At 57.7% G+C, this 22815-nt stretch carries 21 protein-coding genes; 10 read left to right on the top strand and 11 right to left on the bottom strand.

Annotated features, from left to right (window positions below):
* Window positions 1-6: 6 nt before the first annotated feature.
* Together J7400_RS02935 and dapB are read right to left on the bottom strand one after the other, a co-directional pair.
* On the bottom strand, window positions 7-957 hold the full coding sequence (locus tag J7400_RS02935) for an ABC transporter substrate-binding protein (protein WP_209060244.1): 951 nt from the start codon (window positions 955-957) through the stop codon (window positions 7-9).
* A 294-nt stretch (window positions 958-1251) separates the two neighbouring features.
* The gene (gene dapB, locus J7400_RS02930; RefSeq protein WP_209058893.1) at window positions 1252-2061 is read right to left on the bottom strand and encodes a 4-hydroxy-tetrahydrodipicolinate reductase; all 810 of its coding nucleotides are present in this window, start codon (window positions 2059-2061) and stop codon (window positions 1252-1254) included.
* Between the two features lie 98 nt (window positions 2062-2159).
* On the opposite strand from dapB, the gene rbfA reads away from it, so the two are divergent.
* The gene (gene rbfA, locus J7400_RS02925) at window positions 2160-2585 is read left to right on the top strand and encodes a 30S ribosome-binding factor RbfA (RefSeq protein WP_209058891.1); all 426 of its coding nucleotides are present in this window, start codon (window positions 2160-2162) and stop codon (window positions 2583-2585) included.
* Window positions 2585-3322 carry a phosphodiester glycosidase family protein gene (locus J7400_RS02920; RefSeq protein WP_209060243.1) on the top strand — a complete coding sequence of 246 codons (738 nt, stop codon included), beginning with the start codon at window positions 2585-2587 and terminating at the stop codon, window positions 3320-3322. The genes rbfA and J7400_RS02920 overlap by 1 nt, the downstream gene beginning before the upstream one ends.
* Here the strand turns inward: J7400_RS02920 and J7400_RS02915 are convergent.
* Genes J7400_RS02915 through J7400_RS02905 form a run of 3 tightly spaced genes read right to left on the bottom strand, consistent with a single transcriptional unit; the run spans window position 3312 to window position 6323 of the window.
* Entirely contained in the window at window positions 3312-4319 is a 1008-nt protein-coding gene (locus J7400_RS02915) for an ABC transporter substrate-binding protein (protein ID WP_209058888.1), read from the bottom strand. The genes J7400_RS02920 and J7400_RS02915 overlap by 11 nt on opposite strands.
* Complete coding sequence (locus J7400_RS02910; RefSeq protein ID WP_209058878.1) at window positions 4298-5665, bottom strand: sensor histidine kinase; 1368 nt, start codon at window positions 5663-5665, stop codon at window positions 4298-4300. The genes J7400_RS02915 and J7400_RS02910 overlap by 22 nt, the downstream gene beginning before the upstream one ends.
* Window positions 5658-6323 (bottom strand): response regulator transcription factor, encoded by a 666-nt coding sequence (locus tag J7400_RS02905; protein WP_209058876.1) that lies wholly within the window; start codon window positions 6321-6323, stop codon window positions 5658-5660. Before J7400_RS02905 ends, J7400_RS02910 begins: the two co-directional genes overlap by 8 nt.
* Window positions 6324-6429: 106 nt before the next feature.
* Between J7400_RS02905 and J7400_RS02900 the strand changes: the two genes are divergently transcribed.
* The 3 genes from J7400_RS02900 to J7400_RS02890 all read left to right on the top strand — a co-directional run bounded on the left by J7400_RS02900 (window position 6430) and on the right by J7400_RS02890 (window position 9493).
* A complete protein-coding gene (locus tag J7400_RS02900) occupies window positions 6430-7416 on the top strand; it encodes a tripartite tricarboxylate transporter substrate-binding protein (RefSeq protein ID WP_209058874.1) in 987 nt (328 codons plus the stop codon).
* A gap of 78 nt (window positions 7417-7494) precedes the next feature.
* The gene (locus J7400_RS02895) at window positions 7495-7977 is read left to right on the top strand and encodes a tripartite tricarboxylate transporter TctB family protein (protein WP_209058871.1); all 483 of its coding nucleotides are present in this window, start codon (window positions 7495-7497) and stop codon (window positions 7975-7977) included.
* Between the two features lies 1 nt (window position 7978).
* Window positions 7979-9493, top strand: coding sequence for a tripartite tricarboxylate transporter permease (locus J7400_RS02890; RefSeq protein ID WP_209058868.1), 1515 nt, complete (start codon window positions 7979-7981; stop codon window positions 9491-9493).
* Between the two features lie 66 nt (window positions 9494-9559).
* Here the strand turns inward: J7400_RS02890 and J7400_RS02885 are convergent, their stop codons facing one another.
* Window positions 9560-10912: an aminotransferase class III-fold pyridoxal phosphate-dependent enzyme gene (locus J7400_RS02885; RefSeq protein WP_209058856.1), complete on the bottom strand. Its 1353-nt coding sequence runs from the start codon at window positions 10910-10912 to the stop codon at window positions 9560-9562.
* A gap of 193 nt (window positions 10913-11105) precedes the next feature.
* Between J7400_RS02885 and mutL the strand changes: the two genes are divergently transcribed.
* From mutL to J7400_RS02870, 3 genes are all read left to right on the top strand, one after another.
* Window positions 11106-13031: a DNA mismatch repair endonuclease MutL gene (gene mutL, locus J7400_RS02880; RefSeq protein WP_209058854.1), complete on the top strand. Its 1926-nt coding sequence runs from the start codon at window positions 11106-11108 to the stop codon at window positions 13029-13031.
* Window positions 13031-14350, top strand: coding sequence for a DNA recombination protein RmuC (gene rmuC, locus J7400_RS02875; protein WP_209058845.1), 1320 nt, complete (start codon window positions 13031-13033; stop codon window positions 14348-14350). Before mutL ends, rmuC begins: the two co-directional genes overlap by 1 nt.
* Window positions 14351-14461: 111 nt before the next feature.
* A complete protein-coding gene (locus tag J7400_RS02870; protein ID WP_209058843.1) occupies window positions 14462-14788 on the top strand; it encodes a DUF3775 domain-containing protein in 327 nt (108 codons plus the stop codon).
* Here J7400_RS02870 and J7400_RS02865 read toward each other — a convergent pair whose 3' ends face one another.
* Window positions 14789-15373: a TetR/AcrR family transcriptional regulator gene (locus J7400_RS02865; RefSeq protein ID WP_209058841.1), complete on the bottom strand. Its 585-nt coding sequence runs from the start codon at window positions 15371-15373 to the stop codon at window positions 14789-14791. It lies immediately after the preceding gene.
* Between the two features lie 102 nt (window positions 15374-15475).
* Here J7400_RS02865 and J7400_RS02860 point away from each other — a divergent pair, with 102 nt between their 5' ends.
* The gene (locus J7400_RS02860) at window positions 15476-16069 is read left to right on the top strand and encodes an NAD(P)H-dependent oxidoreductase (protein ID WP_209058839.1); all 594 of its coding nucleotides are present in this window, start codon (window positions 15476-15478) and stop codon (window positions 16067-16069) included.
* A gap of 63 nt (window positions 16070-16132) precedes the next feature.
* Here the strand turns inward: J7400_RS02860 and J7400_RS02855 are convergent, their stop codons facing one another.
* The gene (locus J7400_RS02855; RefSeq protein WP_209058836.1) at window positions 16133-17275 is read right to left on the bottom strand and encodes a saccharopine dehydrogenase family protein; all 1143 of its coding nucleotides are present in this window, start codon (window positions 17273-17275) and stop codon (window positions 16133-16135) included.
* 28 nt (window positions 17276-17303) lie between these two features.
* Window positions 17304-18359, bottom strand: a complete 1056-nt coding sequence (locus tag J7400_RS02850; protein ID WP_209058833.1) for a saccharopine dehydrogenase — start codon at window positions 18357-18359, stop codon at window positions 17304-17306.
* A gap of 140 nt (window positions 18360-18499) precedes the next feature.
* On the opposite strand from J7400_RS02850, the gene polA reads away from it, so the two are divergent.
* Window positions 18500-21301: a DNA polymerase I gene (polA, locus tag J7400_RS02845; RefSeq protein WP_209058818.1), complete on the top strand. Its 2802-nt coding sequence runs from the start codon at window positions 18500-18502 to the stop codon at window positions 21299-21301.
* 37 nt (window positions 21302-21338) lie between these two features.
* Here the strand turns inward: polA and J7400_RS02840 are convergent, their stop codons facing one another.
* Window positions 21339-22091 carry a TIM barrel protein gene (locus J7400_RS02840; RefSeq protein WP_209058817.1) on the bottom strand — a complete coding sequence of 251 codons (753 nt, stop codon included), beginning with the start codon at window positions 22089-22091 and terminating at the stop codon, window positions 21339-21341.
* Window positions 22092-22185: 94 nt separating this feature from the next.
* Entirely contained in the window at window positions 22186-22788 is a 603-nt protein-coding gene (locus tag J7400_RS02835; protein ID WP_209058808.1) for a DUF1285 domain-containing protein, read from the bottom strand.
* Between the last annotated feature and the right edge of the window lie 27 nt (window positions 22789-22815).

Raw genomic sequence — 22815 nt, 5'->3', positions numbered from 1 at the left:
AAAGGCTTACTTGATTGCGGCGTCGACAACCGACTTCCACTTGTCTTCGTTTGCACCCATCCAAGCGGCAACAACTTCTTCAACAGACTGGCCGTCCACATCTACCGCCCCCATCATTGGCTGCTGATCTTCGACAGCCAGCTGATAGTTCACGAGGATTTCGTGCGCTGCAGGCCACTTGTCTTTCAGGCCCGGCCAGCCCGCCTTGAAGATACGGCTCGCGGAGAAATCACAGTCGTTAATGGCATTCGGGTTTGGACCCCATGCCGGATCGGTGAAACAGGCGTCTTCGCCCGCTGGCAGATCCACAAATTTCACATCATAGGCAGACATCGCCCAGTGCGGCTGCCAGAAGGTGATCAGCAACGGAGATTTCTTCTCGGTGGAGGCACGCAATTCAGCAATCAGCGCGCCCTCAGAACCTGCTGGCACGGCCTTAAATGGCAGGTCGAGACCGGTCATGCGGTCTGCACCTGGTGTACCCCAATCTGCAGGGTAATCTACGAGGCGGCCTGCTGGCAGCGTTTCCGCGGTTGCGAAGTTGATCGCGCAATCCTTCAGCGCTTCCCATGCTGGTAGGCCAGGGCAAAGGTCTGCGACATGTGCAGGATAGGCAATGCCTTCACGCGCATTCAGGCCGAGATCAGACAGCTCTTCCAATTTGCCTTCGCCTTTCAGCACAGCATATTGGTCAGACACGTTGGAGGACCAGATTTCGAGGGTCGCATGGATGTCGCCATCGGCAATCGCCTGAAATTGGTTCATCATACCTGCGGTAACATATTCAACGTCGTAACCTGCGGCTTTGAGCATCTCACCGGCGACATGGGTGGTTACGTGCTGGCCGGTCCATTCGTTGATGGCCAGCTTGATCGGCTCGCCAGTCGCTCCCAGCTCTGCTGCCTGTGCGGACATCGCCGCTGCAGTTATGGCCAGCGCGGACAATCCAGCCTTCATTGTCGTCTTCATCGTCATCTCCCTGTCGTCGTTTTTTAAATGGTCATTTAATTTTTTGACTGCCGGCATAAAAACACAGCAACACCGACCTGCCAACAAAAAATACGCCCGTTCAGTTTACATCACCGTGTGGTGTGACCAACGCTCAAAAAATCGGCGGTAGCACGCTGAATTATATGTGTATTTTCAAGACACATATTTTGAGCACCGGTAAGGCGCTATGACAATTTGAGTAACGCTCAGGGCAAGACACTCTGATTTATTGAGGCAAAATCTCAGAATCGCCCGACCTCATCAGAGGCCCAACACGTCCATCATATCGTATTCACCGGGCCTTTGGCCTTGTCCCCAGATCGCCGCTTTGAGCGCGCCGCGGGCGAAGATTGCCCGATCCGTCGCGAGATGGCGCAGCACGATCCGCTCACCGGCAGCGGCGAACAATACGTCATGCTCACCCACGATGTCTCCGCCACGAATGGCTGTGAAGCCAATATCACCGCGTTTACGGGCACCTGTGATGCCATCACGGCCACGGTCGGCCACATCTGCTAGCGCAACGCCGCGCCCTTCGGCGGCTGCTTCGCCAAGCATCAGGGCGGTGCCACTCGGCGCATCCACTTTGTGATGGTGATGCGCCTCAATGATTTCGATATCAAAATCCTCATCCAGCGCTGCCGCCACCTTTTGCGTCAGACGAGTCAACAGATTGACACCAAGGCTCATATTTCCGGCCCGCACAATCACTGCATGGCGGCCACAAGGCTCCAGTTGTGCAATATCCCCATCCGTCATGCCGGTGGTGCCAATCACATGCACAGCACGTGCCTGCGCGGCCAATTTCGCGAACTCAATCGTCGCTGCCGGCGCTGTGAAATCAATCACTGCCTGCGCCTGTGCAAAGGCCTCCAGAGGCTGATCGGTCACTGTAACGCCAAGTGGTGCGCCTCCCATGGCTTCACCAGCATCACGCCCGACCCATTCATGTCCACTGCGCTCCACAGCACCGACCAGCTTTGCCTTATCGCTCTCACAAACCGTCTTGATCAGCATCTGTCCCATACGGCCAGAGGCTCCAGTGATGACGATTCCGGGCAGATCTTGCATAACGTTCTCCATTTGTGGGCCGGTGGATCGGCGCCGCCCCTGCTTACATAAAGCAATCCAGCTTGGCAAAGGGGCAGAGAACGCCTAAGTGGGGAGCCATGGCAAAGAACACATTTTCTGAGGGCCGCGGCCCCTCCCAGCGCCAGCTGCGTGTTGGCGAAGTGATCCGACGCACATTGTCGGAGGTCTTGATGCGCGATGAGCTGCACGACCCCGACCTCAGCCGTCTCTCGATCACGGTTGGCGAAGTTCGGGTAACACCTGACCTCTCCATTGCGACAGCTTTTGTCCTGCCTCTTGGCGGTGACAAACAAGAAGAAGCGATCAGCCTTCTCGCCAGTCACAAAGGCGAGCTGCGCCGCATCATCGGCCGTAAGGCCAAGCTCAAGCATGCTCCAGATCTGCGGTTCCGGATCGACACCACATTTGACCAGATGGATGCAACACGACGGATGCTCTCTGAAGACCGTGTACAGGCTGACGTGGCAAAGCCTGACAGCGAAGAGGATGGCGCAACCTCGTGATCCGGCACTGGCTCTGTCTCGCAATCATCGCACTGCCCCAATGGGTTGGTGCCGTGACCTGCGAAGACACCAGCTTTGAGGGCAAGGGCATCACAGTTTGCACTGTTGATGCCACTCAAGATGATCTCAGGCTGTTCCTGCGCGACGATGAAGGCACGATCCTTGGCCAATTTCGCGCGGTAGAGCGCGCGCTGGACGAAGGAAAAACCCTCGCGTTTGCCATGAATGCAGGCATGTATCATGCGGATCGCAGCCCTGTAGGCCACTACGTTCAAGACCAGAATGAAGAGATGCGCCTGTTAACAGGGGCGAGCGTTGGCAACTTCGGGCTTCTCCCAAACGGCGTTTTCTGCATCACCGAGAACTCCGCAAAGGTTTATGAAACGCTCACGTTTGCGTCGCAAAAACCACACTGCCGTGATGCCACGCAATCAGGGCCGATGCTGGTGATCGATGGCGCGCTGCACCCTCGTTTTTTGAAAGACAGCACCTCAAAGTTTCTGCGTAATGGCGTCGGCACGAGCGCCGATGGCAAGACTGCATATTTTGCGATCTCGAACACTGCCGTCACATTTCATGAGTTCGGGCGGTTTTTTAGAGACGTGCTAAAAACGCCCAATGCGCTCTATTTTGACGGCAAAATCAGCCGCCTACACGCACCCCAGCTTGATCGTTCTGATACGGGTTTCTGGATGGGACCTATCGTCGGCGTAACTGCGCCAGCCGCTACTGAATAACGGCGTCGCTCCATTCTTTGATGAATGTGCGCCGCTTGAGCGGATCAAGATATGTCATCAAGGCAGGCTCAAGCGTTATCGCCGATTGTCCGGATGCATCCGTGTTCGAGGTAAGACGTGGAAGCGGAAAAGTTTCTGGCGACGGGAGAGCGGATTGGACATTGACCAGATGCCGCACAAAAGCCTCTGCATCTCCGCGAAGCATGGTATCTACATGCACAAAAGCCGTGCGCATCATGGTTGTTGGAAAATCTGATGGCAGTATGACCTCAAGCTGGTCTGAAACGGTTTCGCGCGCGTCGACGTAGCTCCCCAGCACATTATAGGCGACCAGCAGTTTGCCTGTTTCCAAGTCCTCGATCATCTCACCAGAGCAGCAATAGAGCTTTGCATTCAGCCCTCCTATGACCTCCATAAGTCGCCAGAAGCTCTCGGACGCGCGCGCATCCTGTGTCGCAAAGAGATATCCGAGCCCAGACAACCTCACGTCATAGGTGCCCACCCGCCCGTCAAACAACTCCGGGCGCGCGCGCAAAGCCTGGATCAACTCCTGCCGCGTCCTTGGAACGTCGCCATTCGGGAAAGCCGAACGGTTTACGACAACCGTCGCAGGCTCAGAGGTGAAGGCATACAGGCTGTCGCGCCATTGGGCCCAATCCGGCACACTCAGATTGGCGATGGGAAGACCGTAGCCATCATTCACGAGCTTCAGCTGCAGGTCCATCGCGCTGGATATAACCACGTCATACTCTGAGGGTTCCGCCCGAAAAATCTCATCAATTTGCGCGGTACTAATCACAAAATACTCGACCGCCAATCCCGGCTGTCTTTGCAGAAAGGACTCAATGATCGGCGCAAAGAACGAAGTATCCGTACTCGACAGAACGCGCAGGGTGCGCGCGGGATTCGAAGCGCCAAAAACACTGCGATCCTCCCAAGTCTGCGCACCAACCAACATTGGGCAGAAGCACAGTATCAAACAGTAAATGTAACGCATGCGCCCCCCTCAGACCGATTGTCGAGTTGCAAGTCTCCACCATGAGCTTCTGCAACATCTTGAGCGATGGTCAGGCCCAAACCTGAGCCAATTGTCCCCGTCGCATTGTCGCCGCGCAAAAACCGCGTCGCAAGCCGATCGATTTGATCCGGCGGAAAGCCTGGCCCTTCATCCATGACCTGTACATGAGGCTGAGGCGCGGATTTCACTTCGATGATAATTTCACTCTCGACCGGCGAATACTTCAAAGCGTTGTCCACAAGATTGCGCAGCGCATTTTGAAGCAGGATGGAATCCGCAGCGACCATGACCTCAGGATCGCTCTCCACCGTCAAAGCGATGTCTTTCATTTCAGCGATTGGGGTCAACCGGATCACCAAATCCTGAACCAAGGCCACAAGATCCAGGCTTTCACGCTCAAGATGGTCTGCCCGAAAGGTTATCATTGCATGATCCAGCAACTGCCCCGCCGCCCGGGAGCTTTCATCAATCGCGCGCACCATCGATCGCAGCGCTTGCCGGTTCTCTTCTCGCTCCACCCTTTGCAATGTCGTTTCTGCGTGGCTGCGGACAGTGGCCAAAGGAGTGCGCACCCGATGGGCCGCTTCGGCGATGAAGTCCTCCGACTGCGAAAGAGACGCACTCAAACGCGCCATAAAATTGTTGAGCGACGACACCAATGGTCCCATTTCCAAAGGCACAGGCTGCGCAACTGGTGTCAGATCTTTGGGACCGCGCCGGGTGATGGAGTTGGTCAGGCGTTCCAGCGGGCGAATGGTTGTCGAGGTTGCCCAAGAGGCGACAAGGACCGACAGAACAAAGAACCCTGCCCCGAAATAAGCGACGTTCAACGAAATCCGATTAAGCGTCACCTGCAACGCTTCTTGGGTTTGTGCGACGGCGACTGTCACCAGCGTGCGTGCATCTGCGCCAACCAATGTGCGCGACGCTGAAGCGATCCGAACATCTGAACCGCGCATATCCCCGGACACATGGACAACATCTGCGCCAATGGTCTGCTCAGCTTGAGGCAAGGTGTCATAACCGGAAAGCAATGTGCCATCTTGATGGATGGCATAAAAAACGCGGTCGTCCTGATCTGTGCTGAGAATGGAAAAAGCAGCATAGGGGAAGTCCACCTCAACCAACCCGTCGCGCAGAACCGCTGCATCCAAAATCGAGGTTACGGAAGCTTCCAGGATACGATCTTGCCCCTGTTGAGCGATCTGCGCAGCATAACTGCGCACGACCAGAAAGAGGAGGACAGCCAAGCCCGCTGCGCCCCCAATCAGAGTCAACGCAAGTCTCGCTCGCAAGGAGCCCGAGACATTTGCCGCCTCACGCATGGTCGAGCCGATATCCGAGGCCACGTAAGGTTGTAATTTGCAAACTGGAGGGCTCCAAATGCCGCCTCAGACGCCCGATATAGACCTCTATAGCATTTTCGGAGACGTCTTCGTCATAGGAAAACAGCCTGTCAGCGAGTTTCGCTTTTGAAAATATCTGCCCAGGGGCGTTGATCAGCAACTCCAACAAGCGCAGCTCTCTATTACGCAGGGTGACCACTTTCGTTCCGACCTTGAGCTGCCCAGCGACAGGATCAAGCATCACATCGCCAAGCTGAACCGACGGCTGCGCATGACCGGCATTCCGCCGCAAAACCGCACGGCATCGAGCTTGCAGCTCTTCATGATCAAAGGGTTTGGTCATGTAGTCATCCGCGCCCAAATCCAGCATGCTGATTCGATCACTCACTTGCGACCGCGCTGTTAGAACAATGACCGGCGTGTCATTTTTTCCCGCGCGGTGCTGCTTGAGAAAGGCGCGGCCATCGCCATCTGGCAACATAATGTCCAGCAGAATGAGATCATAGTCGCCGGTGTCCACAAAAGCCGATGCATCCGCAATTTTATCCGCATGATCAACGACATGACCATCCATCTGAAGACGCGCGCAAACAGCATTGGCCAAATCGTGGTTGTCTTCGACCAACAGGAACTTCATCGGGGATCGGCCTTTCTTCGCCCATGACAGGTTTGTGACAGGTTGCAATGTTTGAGTTGCCCCAACTGAGCCAGCTTTCGGACAGTTGTCAAATTGGGAGGAAAATATGTTGAAATTTGACATGGGCCGTCGCGCCCTGATGGCGACGGCTGTCGCCGCAATGGCATTTGCCGGTCCTGCACTCGCAGACGGGCACAAAGTTGTGGACAGCATCCACTTTCTGATCCCCGGCGGCGCCGGTGGCGGCTGGGATGGCACCGCGCGCGGCACAGGCGAGGCCCTGACCAAAGCGGGCATCGTCGGCAACGCATCTTATGAAAACATGTCCGGCGGCGGCGGTGGTAAAGCCATCGGCTACCTGATCGAAAACGCCGACAGCAACCACGGCACCCTGATGGTCAACTCGACCCCAATCGTGATCCGCTCACTGACCGGCGTGTTCCCACACAACTTCCGTGACCTGACCCTCGTCGCGGGAACCATTGGCGACTATGCCGCCATCGTTGTGGGCAAAGACAGCCCCATCAACTCCATGGACGACCTGCTGGCGGCTTTTGACGCGGATCCATCCGCAACCGCGATCGGCGGCGGCTCTGTACCGGGGGGCATGGACCACCTCGTTGCAGCCATGGTCATGGAAGCGGCCGGAAAAGACGCACTGGGGGTAAAATATATTCCTTATGACGCGGGCGGCAAAGCTATGGCTGCACTGCTGTCAGGCGAAATCGCGGCACTTTCCACCGGTTTCTCTGAAGCGGTAGATCTCTCCAACGCGGGTGAAGTCAAAATAATCGGCGTAACCTCCGATGACCGTGTTTCGGCAGCCCCGGATGCCAAAACCATGAAAGAACAAGGCATCGACACCTCATTCGTGAACTGGCGCGGCTTCTTCGCAGCGCCCGGTCTGCCAGAAGACAAGCTCGCGATGTACCAAGACGCCATTGGCAAGATGTATGACACCAGCGAGTGGGAAGACGTTCGCGCCCGCAACGGCTGGGTGAACATCCACAACAGTGGCGCAGATTTCCAAAGCTTCCTTGAGGAGCAGGAAAAAGTCATTGGCGACCTGATGAAGAAGCTCGGCTTCCTCTAAGGTCAACTTCTCAAGTTACGTAGGGCAGAGCGGTCAGCCGCTCTGCCTTCCTTTCATCAAAAGATGTAGGAGGGCTGAATGGCTCTTGATCGTTGGATCGCACTGATCCTGCTCGGCATTTGCCTGATCTATGGCTACGCCGCATGGTTTACGATGGATGGCAGCCTTGCGCCATTCATGAGACGCAACCCCATTTGGCCCAGCACGTTCCCGAAACTGTTGTCCATCTTTGGCATCATCGCCTCGTCCATTATCCTCCTGGGCTTTGAAAAAAGTGAAGCCAAAGAGGCGGACATCGATTACCGCCGCCTGCATGAGTATAAACTCGGCCAGGCAATTATTCTGCTCGCGCTGATGGTGGCCTATGCGCTGTTGCTGCGCCCTGCAGGGTTTATCCTGTCCACGAGCGGTTTTCTGATTTTGGGTTCTTTCATTCTCGGCGAACGCAAATGGCACATCATGGTGCCTGTCGCGGCCATCGCTACCCTAATCGTCTGGTATCTCGTCCAAGAAGTGCTTGGCATCTACATGCGCCCGCTGCCGGGCTTTATCGGAGGCTGACATGCTTGAAGGACTTCTGATTGGCCTGCAAACGGCTTTCTCTCTACAAAACCTCCTGATGGTCATTGGCGGCTGCCTGATCGGCACCTTCATCGGCATGTTGCCGGGCCTCGGCCCGATGTCGATCATTGCCATCATGATCCCCGTCGCAATCTCAATGGGCGACCCATCCGCTGCGCTGATCCTGCTTGCGGGCGTCTACTACGGTGCCATCTTCGGCGGCTCGACCTCCTCTATCCTGCTGAACGCGCCGGGGGTCGCGGGCACGGTTGCCTCAAGCTTCGATGGGTACCCAATGGCCAAGCAAGGCAAAGCGGGCAAAGCGCTCACCATCGCCGCCATCGCGAGCTTCGCAGGCGGCACCATTGGTGCGCTCCTACTGATGATCTTTGCGCCCATGCTCTCCTCTGTTGCGCTGCTCTTCCACTCTGCGGAGTACTTCGCTCTGATGGTCGTCGGCCTCTCTGCCATCGCGGCCTTCGCCGGCACCGGTCAGGTGGCCAAAGCGCTGATGATGACGGTGCTCGGCCTGATGATGGCCACCGTAGGTGAAGGTGCTTTGTTCAACCTGCCTCGCTTCACCATGGGCATTATGGATCTACAATCGGGCTTCGGCTTTATTACGTTGGCTATGGCGATGTTTGCCTTGCCAGAAGCTCTGTTCCTGGTGCTCAAGCCCCGCGTTGCCAAAGAGGGCGGCGAAGGTGAGATCAAAGATCTGCGCATCTCACGCGACGAAGCCAAAGCCATCACGCCTGTGATTGGCCGTCAGTCAATACAGGGCTTTTTCATCGGTGTTCTGCCTGGCGCAGGTGCCACTATCGCGAGCTTCCTCGGCTACGCGGTGGAGCGCAATATTGCCCCCAAAGAGGAACAGGAGCAATTCGGCAAAGGCGCCATCAAAGGGCTGGCCGCACCGGAAACCGCCAACAATGCGGCCTGCACCGGCTCCTTTGTGCCACTTCTGACATTGGGCATTCCCGGCTCCGGCACCACCGCCATTCTGCTGGGCGCGCTGATCGCGCTCAACGTCACCCCTGGCCCGCGCCTCATGATTGATGAGCCACAGGTGTTCTGGGCGGTGATCATGTCGATGTTCATTGGCAATCTGGTGCTTCTGATCCTGAACCTGCCCCTGATCCCCTACATCGCCAAGGTCCTCTCGGTGCCGCGCAACTACCTGATCCCCTTCATTTTGTTCTTTACCTTGATGGGAGCCTATATCGGGCAGAACAACGCCACCGAACTCCTGATCCTTGTGGGCTTTGGCGTCTGCGCCACCGCGCTGCGCTTTGCGGATTACCCGCTGGCCCCGCTGCTGATCGGCTTCATCCTTGGCGGCATGCTGGAGGATAATTTCGCGCGGTCCATGCAGCTCTATGATGGCATTGCCTTCATCTGGGAACGCCCGATGACACTTGGCCTCTTGGTGATTGCCGCGCTGCTGGTGGTGCTGCCAAGCTACCGCGCCCGTCGCGCACGCTTGCGGGCCGAAGGGGTCGCAGACGGGGATTGATCCATACACAGCCCAATGAAAAAGGCCGCCGAGAAATTCGGCGGCCTTTTTTGGTGTCTTGAGGTGTTACGCAGCAGAGAAACCCGCATCCAGCGCCGACAGGATTGTGTCAACCTCCGCCTCCGAAATGGTCAGCGGCGGTGACATCAGGATATTGTGCATCCCCAGCCGCACCATCGCCCCGGCCTGATAGGTGACCTCGTGAATTTTCTTCATGGTGGCCATATCCATCGGCGTCTTCGCCGCTTTATCCGAGACCAGCTCGATGCCTGTCATCAAGCCGTGCCCGCCGCGGATGTCACCGATGATGTCATGTTTCTCCGCCAGCTTCTTGACGCCCTCATAAAGCTGCGTGCCACGTGCGGCGGCATTGGTTTTCAGATCCAGCCGCGTGGTTTCCGCCAGACAGGCCACCACCGCCGCCGAGCCAACAGGATGCGCGGAATAGGTATAGCCGTGGAAAATCCCGGCCTCACCGCTTTCGTCTTTCTCAAACACATCCGCAACCTTGTCGCCCACCAGACAGGCCCCCACAGGGAAATAGCCCGATGTGATCCCCTTGGCCGTGGTCATCATATCCGGCTGCACCCCCCAGTGACGCGCCCCAGACCAGTCGCCGGTGCGGCCAAAGCCGGTGATCACCTCATCAGAAATCAACAGGATGCCGTGGCGGTCACAAATCTCGCGCATCAAGCGCATAAAGCTCGCATCCGGCACAATCACGCCACCCGCGCCCTGAATAGGCTCCATGATAAAGGCGGCAATGGTGTTGGCCCCCTGAAAGGCGATCTCATCTTCAAAGGCCGCTGCGATGTTCTGCGCCAGCTGCGCCGGGTCGGTTTCATTGAACGGATTGCGATAGGTATAGGGGCTCGGCAGGTGGAAACAGCCGGGCAGCAGCGGCTCATAATTGATGCGGAACCGGTTGTTGCCATTCACCGACGCGCCGCCAAAATGCGTGCCGTGATAGCCTTTCTTCAGCGACAGGAATTTGGTCCGGGTCGGCTCGCCGCGCAGACGGTGATATTGCCGCGCCAGACGCAGGGCGGTCTCCACACTGTCTGAGCCACCAGATGTGAAAAACACCCGCGTCATGCCATCCGCGTCAAAGAACTCGCGCACCGCATATGAGGCCTCAATTGCCGCCGGATTGGAGGTGCCCGCAAAAGCGGAATAATATGGCAGATCATAAAGTTGCTTGGCAATCGCCTCTTTCACCACATCATTGGAATAGCCGAGGTTCACGCACCACAGACCACCCACAGCATCCACCGTGGAATGCCCTTCCAGATCGGTGATGTTCACCCCTTCGGCGCTTTTGATGATTTTGGGGGCGTGGCTCTGCATGTCACCCGGTGCGCCCATCGGATGCCAGAGATGGCGGGCGTTGTTCTCTTTCAGAAAGTTGTCGTCTTTCATGGTGATGCTCCCGTTGGTGGCACAGCTGTGTCCTGTGCGTCGATTCAATAATTTGATCAAATTATGAAACCACGGTCGGGGAGTGTCCAGTAAGAGAGCGACATCTCAACGGATTTTAGTGGAGCAAAAACGACCAACTGAAACCCGCAATCTCGGTGGTAGAATCAAACAAGAACATGCTACATTTCGTAATATGCCTGTGGATAACCCCAACATAAGCCCCTCAAACGCGCCAACGCAGCCCGTAATCCGCCAACTTGACGATGCCGCGATCAACCGGATCGCTGCTGGCGAAGTTGTCGAACGTCCTGCTTCTGCAGTCAAAGAACTCGTGGAGAACGCCATTGATGCTGGTGCGACGCGGATCGAGATTGCCTATGCGGATGGCGGCAAAACCCTGATCCGGATCACCGATGATGGATGCGGCATTACCGAAGATCAGCTTCCTCTCGCTTTATCCCGTCATGCCACATCGAAAATTGATGGCAGCGATCTACTTGATATCCACACCTTTGGCTTTCGCGGCGAGGCCCTGCCCTCGCTTGGGGCGGTTGGACGCCTGACCATCACCAGCCGCGTGGGCCGCGCCCCTGCGGCCAGCATCACGGTGGAAGGCGGAGCCATGGGGCCCGTCAAACCCGCCGCGCTCTCAGGCGGCACCATCGTTGAGCTGCGCGATCTGTTTTATGCCACGCCTGCCCGCCTTAAATTCATGCGCAGCGATCGCGCTGAAGCGCAGGCGATCACCGATGTGGTCAAACGTCTGGCCATGGCGGAACCCTTCATCGGCTTCACCCTGCGCGACGTCACCGGCGGCGGCGAAGGGCGCATCTCTTTCCGCGCTGAGGCCGAAAGCGGAGACCTCTTTGACGCGCTGCATGGCCGGCTGGCGCGGATTCTAGGCAAGGAATTTGCCGAAAACGCGCTCAAGATTGATGCAGAGCGCGAAGGCCTGAGCCTCATTGGCTATGCCGCCTTGCCGACCTATTCGCGCGGCTCTGCGGTGGCGCAATATCTCTTTGTGAATGGTCGCCCTGTGAAGGACAAGCTGCTGGTTGGTGCGTTGCGTGGGGCCTATTTTGACTATCTCAGCCGGGATCGTCATCCCGCCGCTGCGCTGTTCATCGACTGCGACCCGCATCTGGTGGATGTGAACGTCCACCCCGCCAAATCCGAAGTCCGCTTTCGCGATTCCGGCATGGCCCGCGGGCTGATTGTCTCCAGCCTGCGTCATGCTTTGGCCGAAGCGGGCCACCGCGCCTCCACCACCGTGGCGGGCGCAACCCTTGGCGCCTTCCGTCCTGAACCAATGGGCGCGCTTGGCGCAACCCCACAGGCGTCTGCCTCAGGCCCAGCCCGCATCTACCAGATGGACCGCCCCTCGCTTGGCGCACGCACCGCCGCCTACCAAGCTCAAGCGCCCTTTCCACAAGCACCTGTGGTTCAGGAACCGGGCTTTGCTGAACTCAGCGAAGCCTACAGCGCACGTGTAGAGCCCGCAGAGGCGCTCGACACTCCACAGGAGGTCCCCGCCGAGGGCCTGCCTTTGGGTGCAGCCCGCGCGCAAGTCCATGAGAACTACATCGTGGCCCAGACCGAAACCGGCATGGTGATTGTCGATCAACACGCCGCACACGAACGTCTGGTCTATGAAAAACTCAAACGCCAGATGGCGGAAAACGGCGTCGCCGCGCAGGCCCTGCTGATCCCCGAGATCATCGAGCTTTCCGAGGTCGACTGTGCCCGCATTTTGGCCGTGTCGGAGCCTTTGTCCAAGCTTGGCCTCACCATAGAGGCCTTCGGTGGCGGCGCGGTGGCGGTTCGCGAAACCCCGGCGCTGCTGGGTGAAGTCAACGCGCGCGCAATGGTGCTCGACATCTTGGACGAGCTGGACGAAGACGGCGAAACCATGTCGGTGCAGGCCAAGCTGGAAGCCATCCTCAGCCGCGTCGCCTGTCACGGCTCAATCCGCTCAGGCCGCCGCATGCGCGCCGAAGAAATGAATGCCCTCTTGCGCGAAATGGAAGCCACGCCGCACTCCGGCCAATGCAACCACGGGCGCCCCACCTATGTGGAATTGAAACTGGCCGACATCGAGCGGCTGTTTGGACGAACATGATGACCGAACTGACCACTTTGCTTGCCAACTCTGACACCGCACTGCTCTATCTTCTGGGCGGCATGGGCTTTGCCGTAGTGCTGCTGTTTGTGCTCCTGCGCAACACGGCACAGAACCGCGCGGCCCAGACAGAGGCCTTCATCGCCCAGCATATGGGCCAGATGACACAACGCGTGGATCAGCTCGCCACCGGTCAGGCCCAGCTTGATGGCGGCCTGCGCGCGCAGGCCCAATCGCAAAGCCAGATCGCCACGCTGATGGAACAGCGCCTTGGCGAAGTGCAGGTCAACATGCACGAAAACCTCGCCAAAGTGCAGCGCAGCACCGGCGAAAACCTCGCCTCCATGCAGCAGAAAATGTCAGACACGCTGGCCGCCCAACAGCTGCAGTTGCAGGAAAACCTCTCCAACATGCAGATGCGCACCGGCACCGCGCTCAACGACATGCAGGAGAAGCTCAACACCTCCCTCATGGGCAACGCCAAACAGACTGCCACATCGCTGACCCAGCTTCAGGAGCGGCTGCAAACCATAGACAAGGCGCAAGAGAACATCACCCGCCTGTCCGGCGATGTGCTCAGCCTTCAGGACATTCTCTCCAACAAACAGACCCGCGGCGCCTTTGGTGAAATCCAGCTGAACGACATCGTTTCCAAAGCCCTGCCCAGCGACAGCTACGCGCTGCAACATACGCTCTCGAATGGTAAGCGCGCCGACTGTTTGATCCATCTGCCCAACCCGCCGGGCCCAATCGTGATCGACAGCAAATTCCCGTTGGAAGCCTATGAGGCCATGCTGCGCTCAGAAACTGAGGCAGAGCTCAAAGCCGGTATCCAGCTGTTCAAGACGTCGGTGCGCAAACACATCAAGGATATTTCGGAAAAATACATCCTTGAGGGGGAAACCGCGGATGGCGCGCTGATGTTTCTGCCCAGCGAAGCGATTTACGCAGAGTTGCACGCCAAGTTCCCGGAGCTAGTGCACGAAGGCTTCACAGCGCGAGTCTGGATTGTCTCGCCAACCACCTGCATGGCCACGCTCAACACCATGCGCGCGATCCTCAAAGACGCCCGCATGCGCGAACAGGCCGGTGCCATCCGCACAGAGCTTGGCCTGCTCTATGCGGATGTTGATCGCCTGGGCACGCGGGTGGAAAATCTGGATCGTCACTTCGGCCAGGCTGCCAAAGACATCAGCGAAATCAAGATCAGCGCTGACAAAGCCGGACGCCGTGCGCGTCGGCTGGACAATTTCGACTTTGAAGAATTGGCCCAGAGTGAGGACAGCAAAGTGGTGCCGCTGTCCAAAGCCGACCCCTAAGCCTGTTGCCCTCCAGCGGGTCGTGCCACCAGAAAAAACGACTTTGCGCCATATCAAAGACTCGCGCCCTTCGGATGCGCATTCTTCTGACAACACGCTAGGAGACGCAAAATGCTTGAAATTTCAGCCTGGAAAGTGGCGCAAGTGGTTCTGATGTCGCGCGAACTTGATCGCGCCGAAGGAGAATTGCGGGCCTTTATCGACCGTCTGAACGAAGACGAACAGGCCAGCCTTGTGGCGGTGATGTGGATCGGCCGGGACAGTTTTTCCGCCGAAGATCTTGAAGAGGCCATCATGACCGCCAAAAGCGAAAACACCGTGCCAACCGCAGATTACCTGCTCGGCTCGCCGCATGTGTCCGACCACCTGGAAAACGGCATGGAAGAGCTCGGTCTCTCACTTAGCGCAGAAGAAGACGATCTGATCCGGCGCGGCTGATCACGCCGAGGCTTGCGGCCTCAACCAGGCCTCCAGATAGGTTTCCAACCGCGCCCGGGGTGCGGTTGCACTGTGCAGCGCACAAAACACCAGAGACACCGCCTGAATGGCAAAGGCCTGAACCCCCTCTGCCTGAAGTTCCACAGAAATATCTGTGCGAAACGGGCGGTCCCTCAGCCAGTGCGCCACAACCTCCGCATGGCGGCCAAATGTCTTGGCAATCGCGCCGATCTCGCTATTGGCCGCCGCACCGGAGTGGCGCAGGATCACATCAAACACATAGCGCTCACAGCTCATGAACGCAGTCAGCGGCATAAGCGCATCCACCATCTCGGCAATCGACTTGGGCGGCGCAAGCGCTTCCAGCCGATCCAGATGCCGGTCAATCTCCGCGCCGATCAACTGATCCATCAAGGCATCTTTGTCTTTGAAATGCGCAAAAAACGTGCCCTTGGCCACGCCGGCGCGCAGCACCACCTCCTCCACCCGCATGGCCTCATAGCCCCCCTCTGAAATGATGTCAGTCGCCGCCGCCAACAACTTGGCGCGGGTTTTCAGGGTGCGGGATTGGACAGCTCTGCTCATGCGGCTTTCTGGCACAAAAATTGACTGAGGTCAAATTTTAATTGACCACAGTCATTTTTGAGCGAAATAAATATGACCACGGTCAATATTGAGGAGAATCACATGACCCAGAAACGCATTTTCATATTGAACGGCCACCCGGCCAAAGCCTCGCTGACAGGTGCCGTGGCGCAATCCTACGCAACCGCCGCGAAAACCGCCGGCCACGAGGTGCGCCTCACCAATCTGCATGATCTGGAGTTTGATCCGGACTACGGCTTTGGCGGCTATGTGAACCAAAAGCCGCTGGAGGCAGATCTGGAAACCCTCCTGCAAGACATCGAATGGGCCGAACATGTGGTGGTGGCCACGCCGATGTGGTGGGGCGGGCTGCCTGCCAAGCTAAAAGGGGTGTTTGACCGCGCCTTCCTGCCGGGCCGCACCTTTGACACGCGCAACACCACAAAACTCGGCCTGCCTGCCCCGCTGCTCACCGGGCGCACCGGACGCGTGCTCCTGCTCTCGGACACGCCGGGCTGGTTCTTCCGCCTGTTTTATCGCAACGCTCTGATTGTCCAGATCCAGCAGCAGATTCTGGAGTTTGTCGGCATCAAACCGGTCAAAGTCACGCAATTTACCGGCGCCAGCCACCCCAAGGCCGGTGTCGCAGACAAATGGATCAAACGCGCCGCCAAAATCGGCGCAGAGGCGGCCTGATCGCACAAAAAACGGGCCTGAGAGTGCTCCCCTCAGGCCCGCCGCAATCTCAATCAGACAGCATCACGCCGTGTGATCGACGATTTCCATATGCTGCGCCAAAGTGCCGATGTGGCCCAGCCAGCTCTCAAACAGCGCAGGCTCTGACGGCGCTGCATGCACGCCGGGTGCAATTGCCCCCTCCAGAACGGACTCGATGGCCAGCGACACCGGAATAGACACAAGCCGCGCCATCGCCGTGCCACGCTCATCGCCCCAGGCGTCCATGGCATATGTCTTGTTATAGACCTCCGCGCCGTCTTTCTCCGCCTTCAGCCCCACACAGAGGATCACCCGGTCAGGCTCCCCTTCGTCATAGGCATTCTCGGCCCAGAACTGATCGGACATCTCTTTCAGACGCGTATCGCCTTCCGGCCCGCTCAGGGTCTCGATCTCGCGGAACACATCGCTCCAGGCCTCCGCCCAGCCGTTCAGGCGCAGCGTGCCGCGCACAAACTCTTTCACGTTCCAATCCGGGTCAAACTTATAGTCTCCCATAAACGGAATGCTGTCGCGGTTCGGATAGACCTCAAAGCTCTCCGGCGTCGCCAGCGGCGCCTCATAGCTCGAAATCGCATCCCACGGGCGGTTCACATCAAACGGCTGCCCATCGCGGATCGAGCGGGACGGCGAGCGCAGCGCCTTCAGCACACCCAGCGGCGACCAGCTGAATTTATAGCGGAACGGGTTGGCATGTTTGGGCACACCACCGCAGTAACTGATGAAGCTCAGGGTGTTGTCCGCATCAAACGCCTCAGAGCCGCGGTAATCCGCCACCAGCGCATGCGCCATAAGGTGGTCGATCCCGGGATCGAGCCCCACCTCATTCACACAGGCCACACCGGCTGCTTTGGCCTTGGCGTCCAGCGCTTTCATCTCCGGCGCAATATAAGAAGAGCTCACAAAATGCGCGTCTTTGGAAATGCACAGCTCCGCCAGCGGCACATGCCAGTCACCCGGCAACATAGACACCACCACATCGCCTTTGGCCAGCACAGCGCCAAGCGTCTCGATGTCAAACGCGCGGATGTCCTGGGTCAGATCGCCCACCGCCTCTTGCGCTTTTTCCACCGTCCGGTTCCACACGGTCACCTCACGCCCTGCATCTATCAGGCGACGCAGACCGGGAATGGCCGACAGGCCGGTGCCACACCAATGAATGGTCATCTCTCTTCTCCCCTCAAAGGTCTTTTCTTCACAAATCTTTGGAATGCGCGATGAAATCAGCTTCCGCGCGGGTCCAAACGCCACCGCCCAGATCATCCAATGTCATCAAGGTCTCAAGCAACTGCGCCGCGTAATCTTCCGAGCTTTCCACCGGCAGCATGGAGGGCAGATTGTCAATCGCCATCACATCCAGCACCGGATCCTGCGCCACCCGCAGCGCAGGCGCCTCCCAGGTGGTGGCCCGATCATAGACCGGCACAGGGTTGTAATCACTGTCCGGATCACAAGCCACATCGCCAATCGCCGTGAGCTGCCGCGCCGCGCTCAGCGCCTCCTGCGGCACAAACACAGGGGTGCCGGGGCGCGCAAAAATGCAGTTCAGAAACAGATCATGCGCCAGAATTTCCGGAAACGGCCCACCAGAGGCGGTCTCCGCCATATCCCATTTGGTCACATCACAACCCATCGCCGTCAGCAGATCTGCCGCCCCGGTGCCCACACGGCCCAGCGCGCCGATCACAATCGCAGAGGGGCGCGCCGCGCCCAGCGCATCGAGCTCCGCGCCCAGATCTGCCAGCAACGCCTCTTTGCCGCCATAAACCCCAACAGGGCCGCAAACCTCGCCCCGCTGCTGCGCCGCCCAGCTCTTCAGCGTCACCGCCGCCCCGGCATAGCCCGCCCAATAGCCAAAAGCGGCCACACGGCGCCCGGCCTCATCCACCAGATATTCAAGATCATAAAGCGTGCCGCCACCAGCCTTAAAGCGTTTGAGCAGCGCAACACCAGAGTGCTGTCCTTTGAAAGCATGGCCAAACATTATGTGGCGATGCGGCACAGGCGTACCGTCTTCTGGCAACTCTTTAAGGCCGAAGATAATGGCGTCCTTGGGGGCCTCAGGCCAGCTGTTCTCTACGGCAATCTCACAGCCTGCGGCTTCGTAACCCTCAATCCCGATTGCACGAACTGAGCTTTCCTCGACAGTCACACGGATGCCTTTGTCGATCAGAGCTTTTGCCCCGTCCGGCGTCAGCCCGACCCGTTCCTCATTCGGCCGTTGTTCGGCCCGTACCCAAAGATGTGTCATCTCGGCTCCCCTGATAGTCGCGTTTCCATAGATCAGCCCACTGCGGCAATGACAAGAGGCAGGCCAGATCCCGCAATTTCCGGGTGGCGGTGGCGGTGACCACATGGCACAACGGAGCCAAGCAAAAAGAGGACCACGCGATGGGTTTTGGCAAAGGATGTCACCTGCATCTGATCGACGGATCGGCTTTTATTTTTCGTGCCTATCACGCCTTGCCGCCGCTCACGCGCAAATCAGACGGCCTGCCCATCGGCGCGGTCTCCGGCTTCTGCAACATGCTGCAGCGCTACATCGAAGACAATTCCGGCCCCGACGCCCCCACCCATGTGGCGGTGATCTTTGACTATTCCGGCAAGAGCTTCCGCAATGATCTCTATGATCAGTACAAAGCCAACCGTCCCCCTGCGCCCGAAGATCTGGTGCCACAGTTCCCGCTGACCCGTGATGCCACACGCGCGTTCAATATTGCCTGCAAAGAGATCGAAGGCTTTGAAGCCGATGACATCATCGCCACCTTGGCTTGTCAGGCTCGCGAAGCCGGTGGCCGTTGCACCATCATCAGCTCTGACAAAGATCTGATGCAGCTGGTGGGAGATGGCGTCGAAATGCTCGACGCGATGAAAAACAAACGCATCGATCGCGACGGCGTGCATGAGAAATTCGGCGTCGGCCCCGAACGGGTTGTGGATGTGCAGGCGCTTGCGGGTGACAGTGTCGACAACGTCCCTGGCGCGCCCGGCATCGGCATCAAAACCGCCGCTCTGCTGATCAATGAATATGGCTCTCTTGAGGAGCTGCTGGACCGCGCTGAAGAGATCAAACAGCCCAAACGCCGCCAGACCTTGATCGAGAAACGCGACCAGATCGAACTGTCTAAAAGGCTCGTGCAACTAGATTGCGACATGGCACTTGATTTTACACTCGATGATCTGGAAGTGCAGGATGCCGAGCCTGAAACGCTGCTGAGCTTCCTTGCAGATATGGAACTGCGCACCCTTATGAAACGCGCAGCAGATAAGCTCGGCGTCGAAGCACCTGTTTTGCCGGAACCGACAGCATCGGGGACCGCTACTGTCGAAGACAGCGCCGAAGATGTACCCTTTGATGCGGAAAAATACGAATGGGTCCGGGATCGTGAAGCGCTGGATCGCTGGATCGCAGCGATCATGAAACGCGGCTATGTCGCTGTGGACACGGAAACCAATTCTCTGGATGAAATGGTCGCGGCGCTCGCGGGCATCTGCCTTTCCGTCGAGCCGGGCGAGGCCTGCTACATCCCTGTGGGTCACAAAAAGGGGGCCACCGATGATCTCTTTGGTGGCGATGAGCCGCAAGAAGGGCAAATGCCTCTCAATGAGGTGCTCGATGCGCTTAAACCCGTGCTCGAAGACGAGTCTGTTCTGAAAATCTTCCAGAACGCCAAATACGACTGCAAAGTTTTCGCCAACTACAACATCGCAGTCGCCCCGATTGATGACACCATGCTGCTCAGCTATGCGCTGCATGCTGGCGAGCACAACCACGGTATGGACGCACTGAGTGAGCGCTATCTCAGTCATCAGCCGATCTCGATCAAATCCCTGCTTGGCACCGGCAAAAGCGCGATCACTTTTGACAAGGTCGCGATTGAAGATGCCGTTAAATACGCCGCAGAAGACGCCGACATCACGTTGCGCCTGTGGAAACTCTTCAAACCCAAGCTGCACCAGCGACAAGTCACAAGTGTATACGAGACGCTGGAGCGTCCTTTGGTGCCTGTGCTTGCACAAATGGAACGGCATGGCGTCAAGGTGGATCGCGACACGCTAAGCCGCATGTCCAATGCCTTTGCTCAGAAGATGGCTGGGCTTGAGGCCGAAATCCATGAGCTCGCAGGGCGCAGCTTCAACGTTGGCAGCCCAAAACAGCTCGGTGAGATCCTATTTGATGAAATGGAATTGCCCGGCGGCAAGAAGGGTAAAACCGGTGCTTATGCAACCGGGGCTGACGTGCTCGAAGATCTCGCGACGGAACACGCCATGCCGGGCCTCGTGCTCGATTGGCGCCAGCTCAGCAAGTTGAAGTCGACCTACACCGACGCACTTCAGGAACACATCAACGCAGACACAGGTCGTGTGCACACATCTTATGTACAGACCGGTGCCAACACCGGGCGTCTCGCCTCCTCCGATCCCAACCTGCAGAATATTCCCATCCGCACTGAGGAAGGCCGCCGCATCCGCGAGGCCTTTGTCGCCGAAGAAGGCAAGACACTGATCTCTCTCGACTACTCTCAGGTGGAGCTGCGCCTCCTCGCGCATATCGCGAACATCGATGCGCTCAAAACAGCCTTCCGCGAGGGTCTCGACATTCACGCCATGACCGCGTCGGAGGTCTTTGGCGTGCCGATGGAAGAGATGACTAGCGAGGTGCGTAGCCGCGCGAAGGCGATCAACTTTGGCGTCATTTACGGCATCTCGGGCTTCGGCCTGGCTCGCAACCTGCGCATCCCGCGCGGCGAGGCACAGGATTTCATCAACCGGTATTTTGAACGCTTCCCTGGCATTCGCACCTATATGGATGAGACCAAAGAGTTTGCCAAAACCCACGGCTATGTGCAGACGCTATTTGGCCGCAAAATCCACACGCCTGAAATCAACGCAAAAGGTCCGCGGGCGAGCTTTGCCTATCGTGCTGCGATCAATGCGCCGATCCAAGGCACTGCCGCCGATATTATTCGCCGTGCAATGATCCGTATGCCCGCCGCGGTCCAAGATCTGCCCGCAAAAATGCTGCTGCAGGTGCATGACGAACTGATCTTTGAAGTGGACGATAGCGCGGTTGACGAAACCATTGCTGTGGCACGAGAAGTCATGCAAAACGCGACCGAACCCGCAATCAAGCTGGATGTGCCGCTCATCGTGGATGCGGGGCGGGGAACCAATTGGGCTGAGGCGCATTAAGCGCCTTTGCTCTGCCACTCTTCTAAACCGAGCTCCTTCAGGCGAGCCAATCCAAGCCCTGCTCGGTGCGTTTGAGGGGATTATATTCAGCACTCACGGTGCCCTGAAACCCGCTTGCATCCAGCATCTCGAAGAATGCGGGATAGTCAAAGTGCTTGTTTTTGAGCGGCTCGTGACGATCCGGCAATCCACCTATCTGAATGTGTTTCACGCGCGCCTTGTGCTTCTCCCAGCAGGCCAGAGCGTCGCCGTGGATACGATGGGCGTGGTATGTATCGAATTGAAGCGCCAAGTTGGGGGCATTCACTTCGTCCAAGATCTCAGCTGCGAGGTCAAAATCATTTAGGAAGTAGCCCGGCATATCGACGTCGTTGATCGGCTCGATCGTCAGCTGTTGCCTGGGAGCGAAGGCGCAGGCCCATTTCAGGTTCTTAACAATAGTCTCGCGCGCCAGAGCTCCGCTCGCCGCCCCCGCCATAATATGCACCACATCTGCCTGAAGCACCTCCGCATATCGCAGAGTTCGACGAAAATCGCGTTGGAACCGCTCAGACAGGCCAGGGACAGCAGCAAACCCTCGTTCTCCACCGGTATAATTAGGCGGAGGGCAGTTGATCAGCGCCAGCGAGAGCCCGTTACGCACCAACTCGCGACGCGTTTCCGGCGCAGGGACGTCGTAAGGAAACAGCACCTCAACACGGTCAAACCCAGCCTCGGCAGCGGCTTCATACCGCTCAAGCTCCGGAAACTCGGTGAACAGCATCGTCAGATTGGCGGCAAATTTCGGCATGTTTTCCTCCTACTGACGCGGAGTATTCCAGCTTTCAGGCAAATCAAACAGTCTGAATTTAAGCGCTTTTTAGCGGTATCGGCAGGATATTGCCTTAGCTCAATGCGCTTGAAGGCAAGAAGGGAAAAAACACGCCAGACGACATGACCCCAAACTGGCTTTCTCCATCCACTTCCTGATGCTCTGCTAACTCAACAAGACGATAAAACGCCCTACGTGCTATCCGCGCCTCCAAGTTAGCTCGCACGGTCACATATGGGCTTGGTTCTGCGCTCCCCGGGTCGATCTCAACCCGGATCGGATTGTCCGGACCAGCAATCACGTTATCGCCAACGTGGGTTTCAAATGTGAGCGTCTGATCGGCACCGTTGCCACTGACTTCAAAATCTTCGGCCACAAAAGGCACGTCTTCTACTGTGATGCCAACTCTTTCGACAGGCGTGACCAGCACATAGTTGTCACCATCCTTGCGCAAGATGTTTGAAAAAAGCCGGACCATGGCTGGTCGATTGATTGGGCTGCCCTGATAGTACCAAGTGCCGTCGCGCGCGATACGCATATCAAGATCACCACAATGAGGTGGGTTCCACAGATGCACAGGCGCTGGGCCACGTCCTTTGACGGCGGCATTGGCTGAGCTGGCGATGGTGTCAGCAGTTACTTTCACAGGAAATTGTCCCCTCATTGGTTTTGCCATTTCATCTGAGCGCGCTACTGTCAACGT

This window comes from Shimia sp. R9_2, from assembly GCF_017743735.1.
Classification (GTDB): Bacteria; Pseudomonadota; Alphaproteobacteria; order Rhodobacterales; family Rhodobacteraceae; genus Shimia.
The sequence above is the reverse complement of the archived record's forward strand: the minus strand, read 5'-3'. Positions and strand labels throughout refer to the sequence as shown.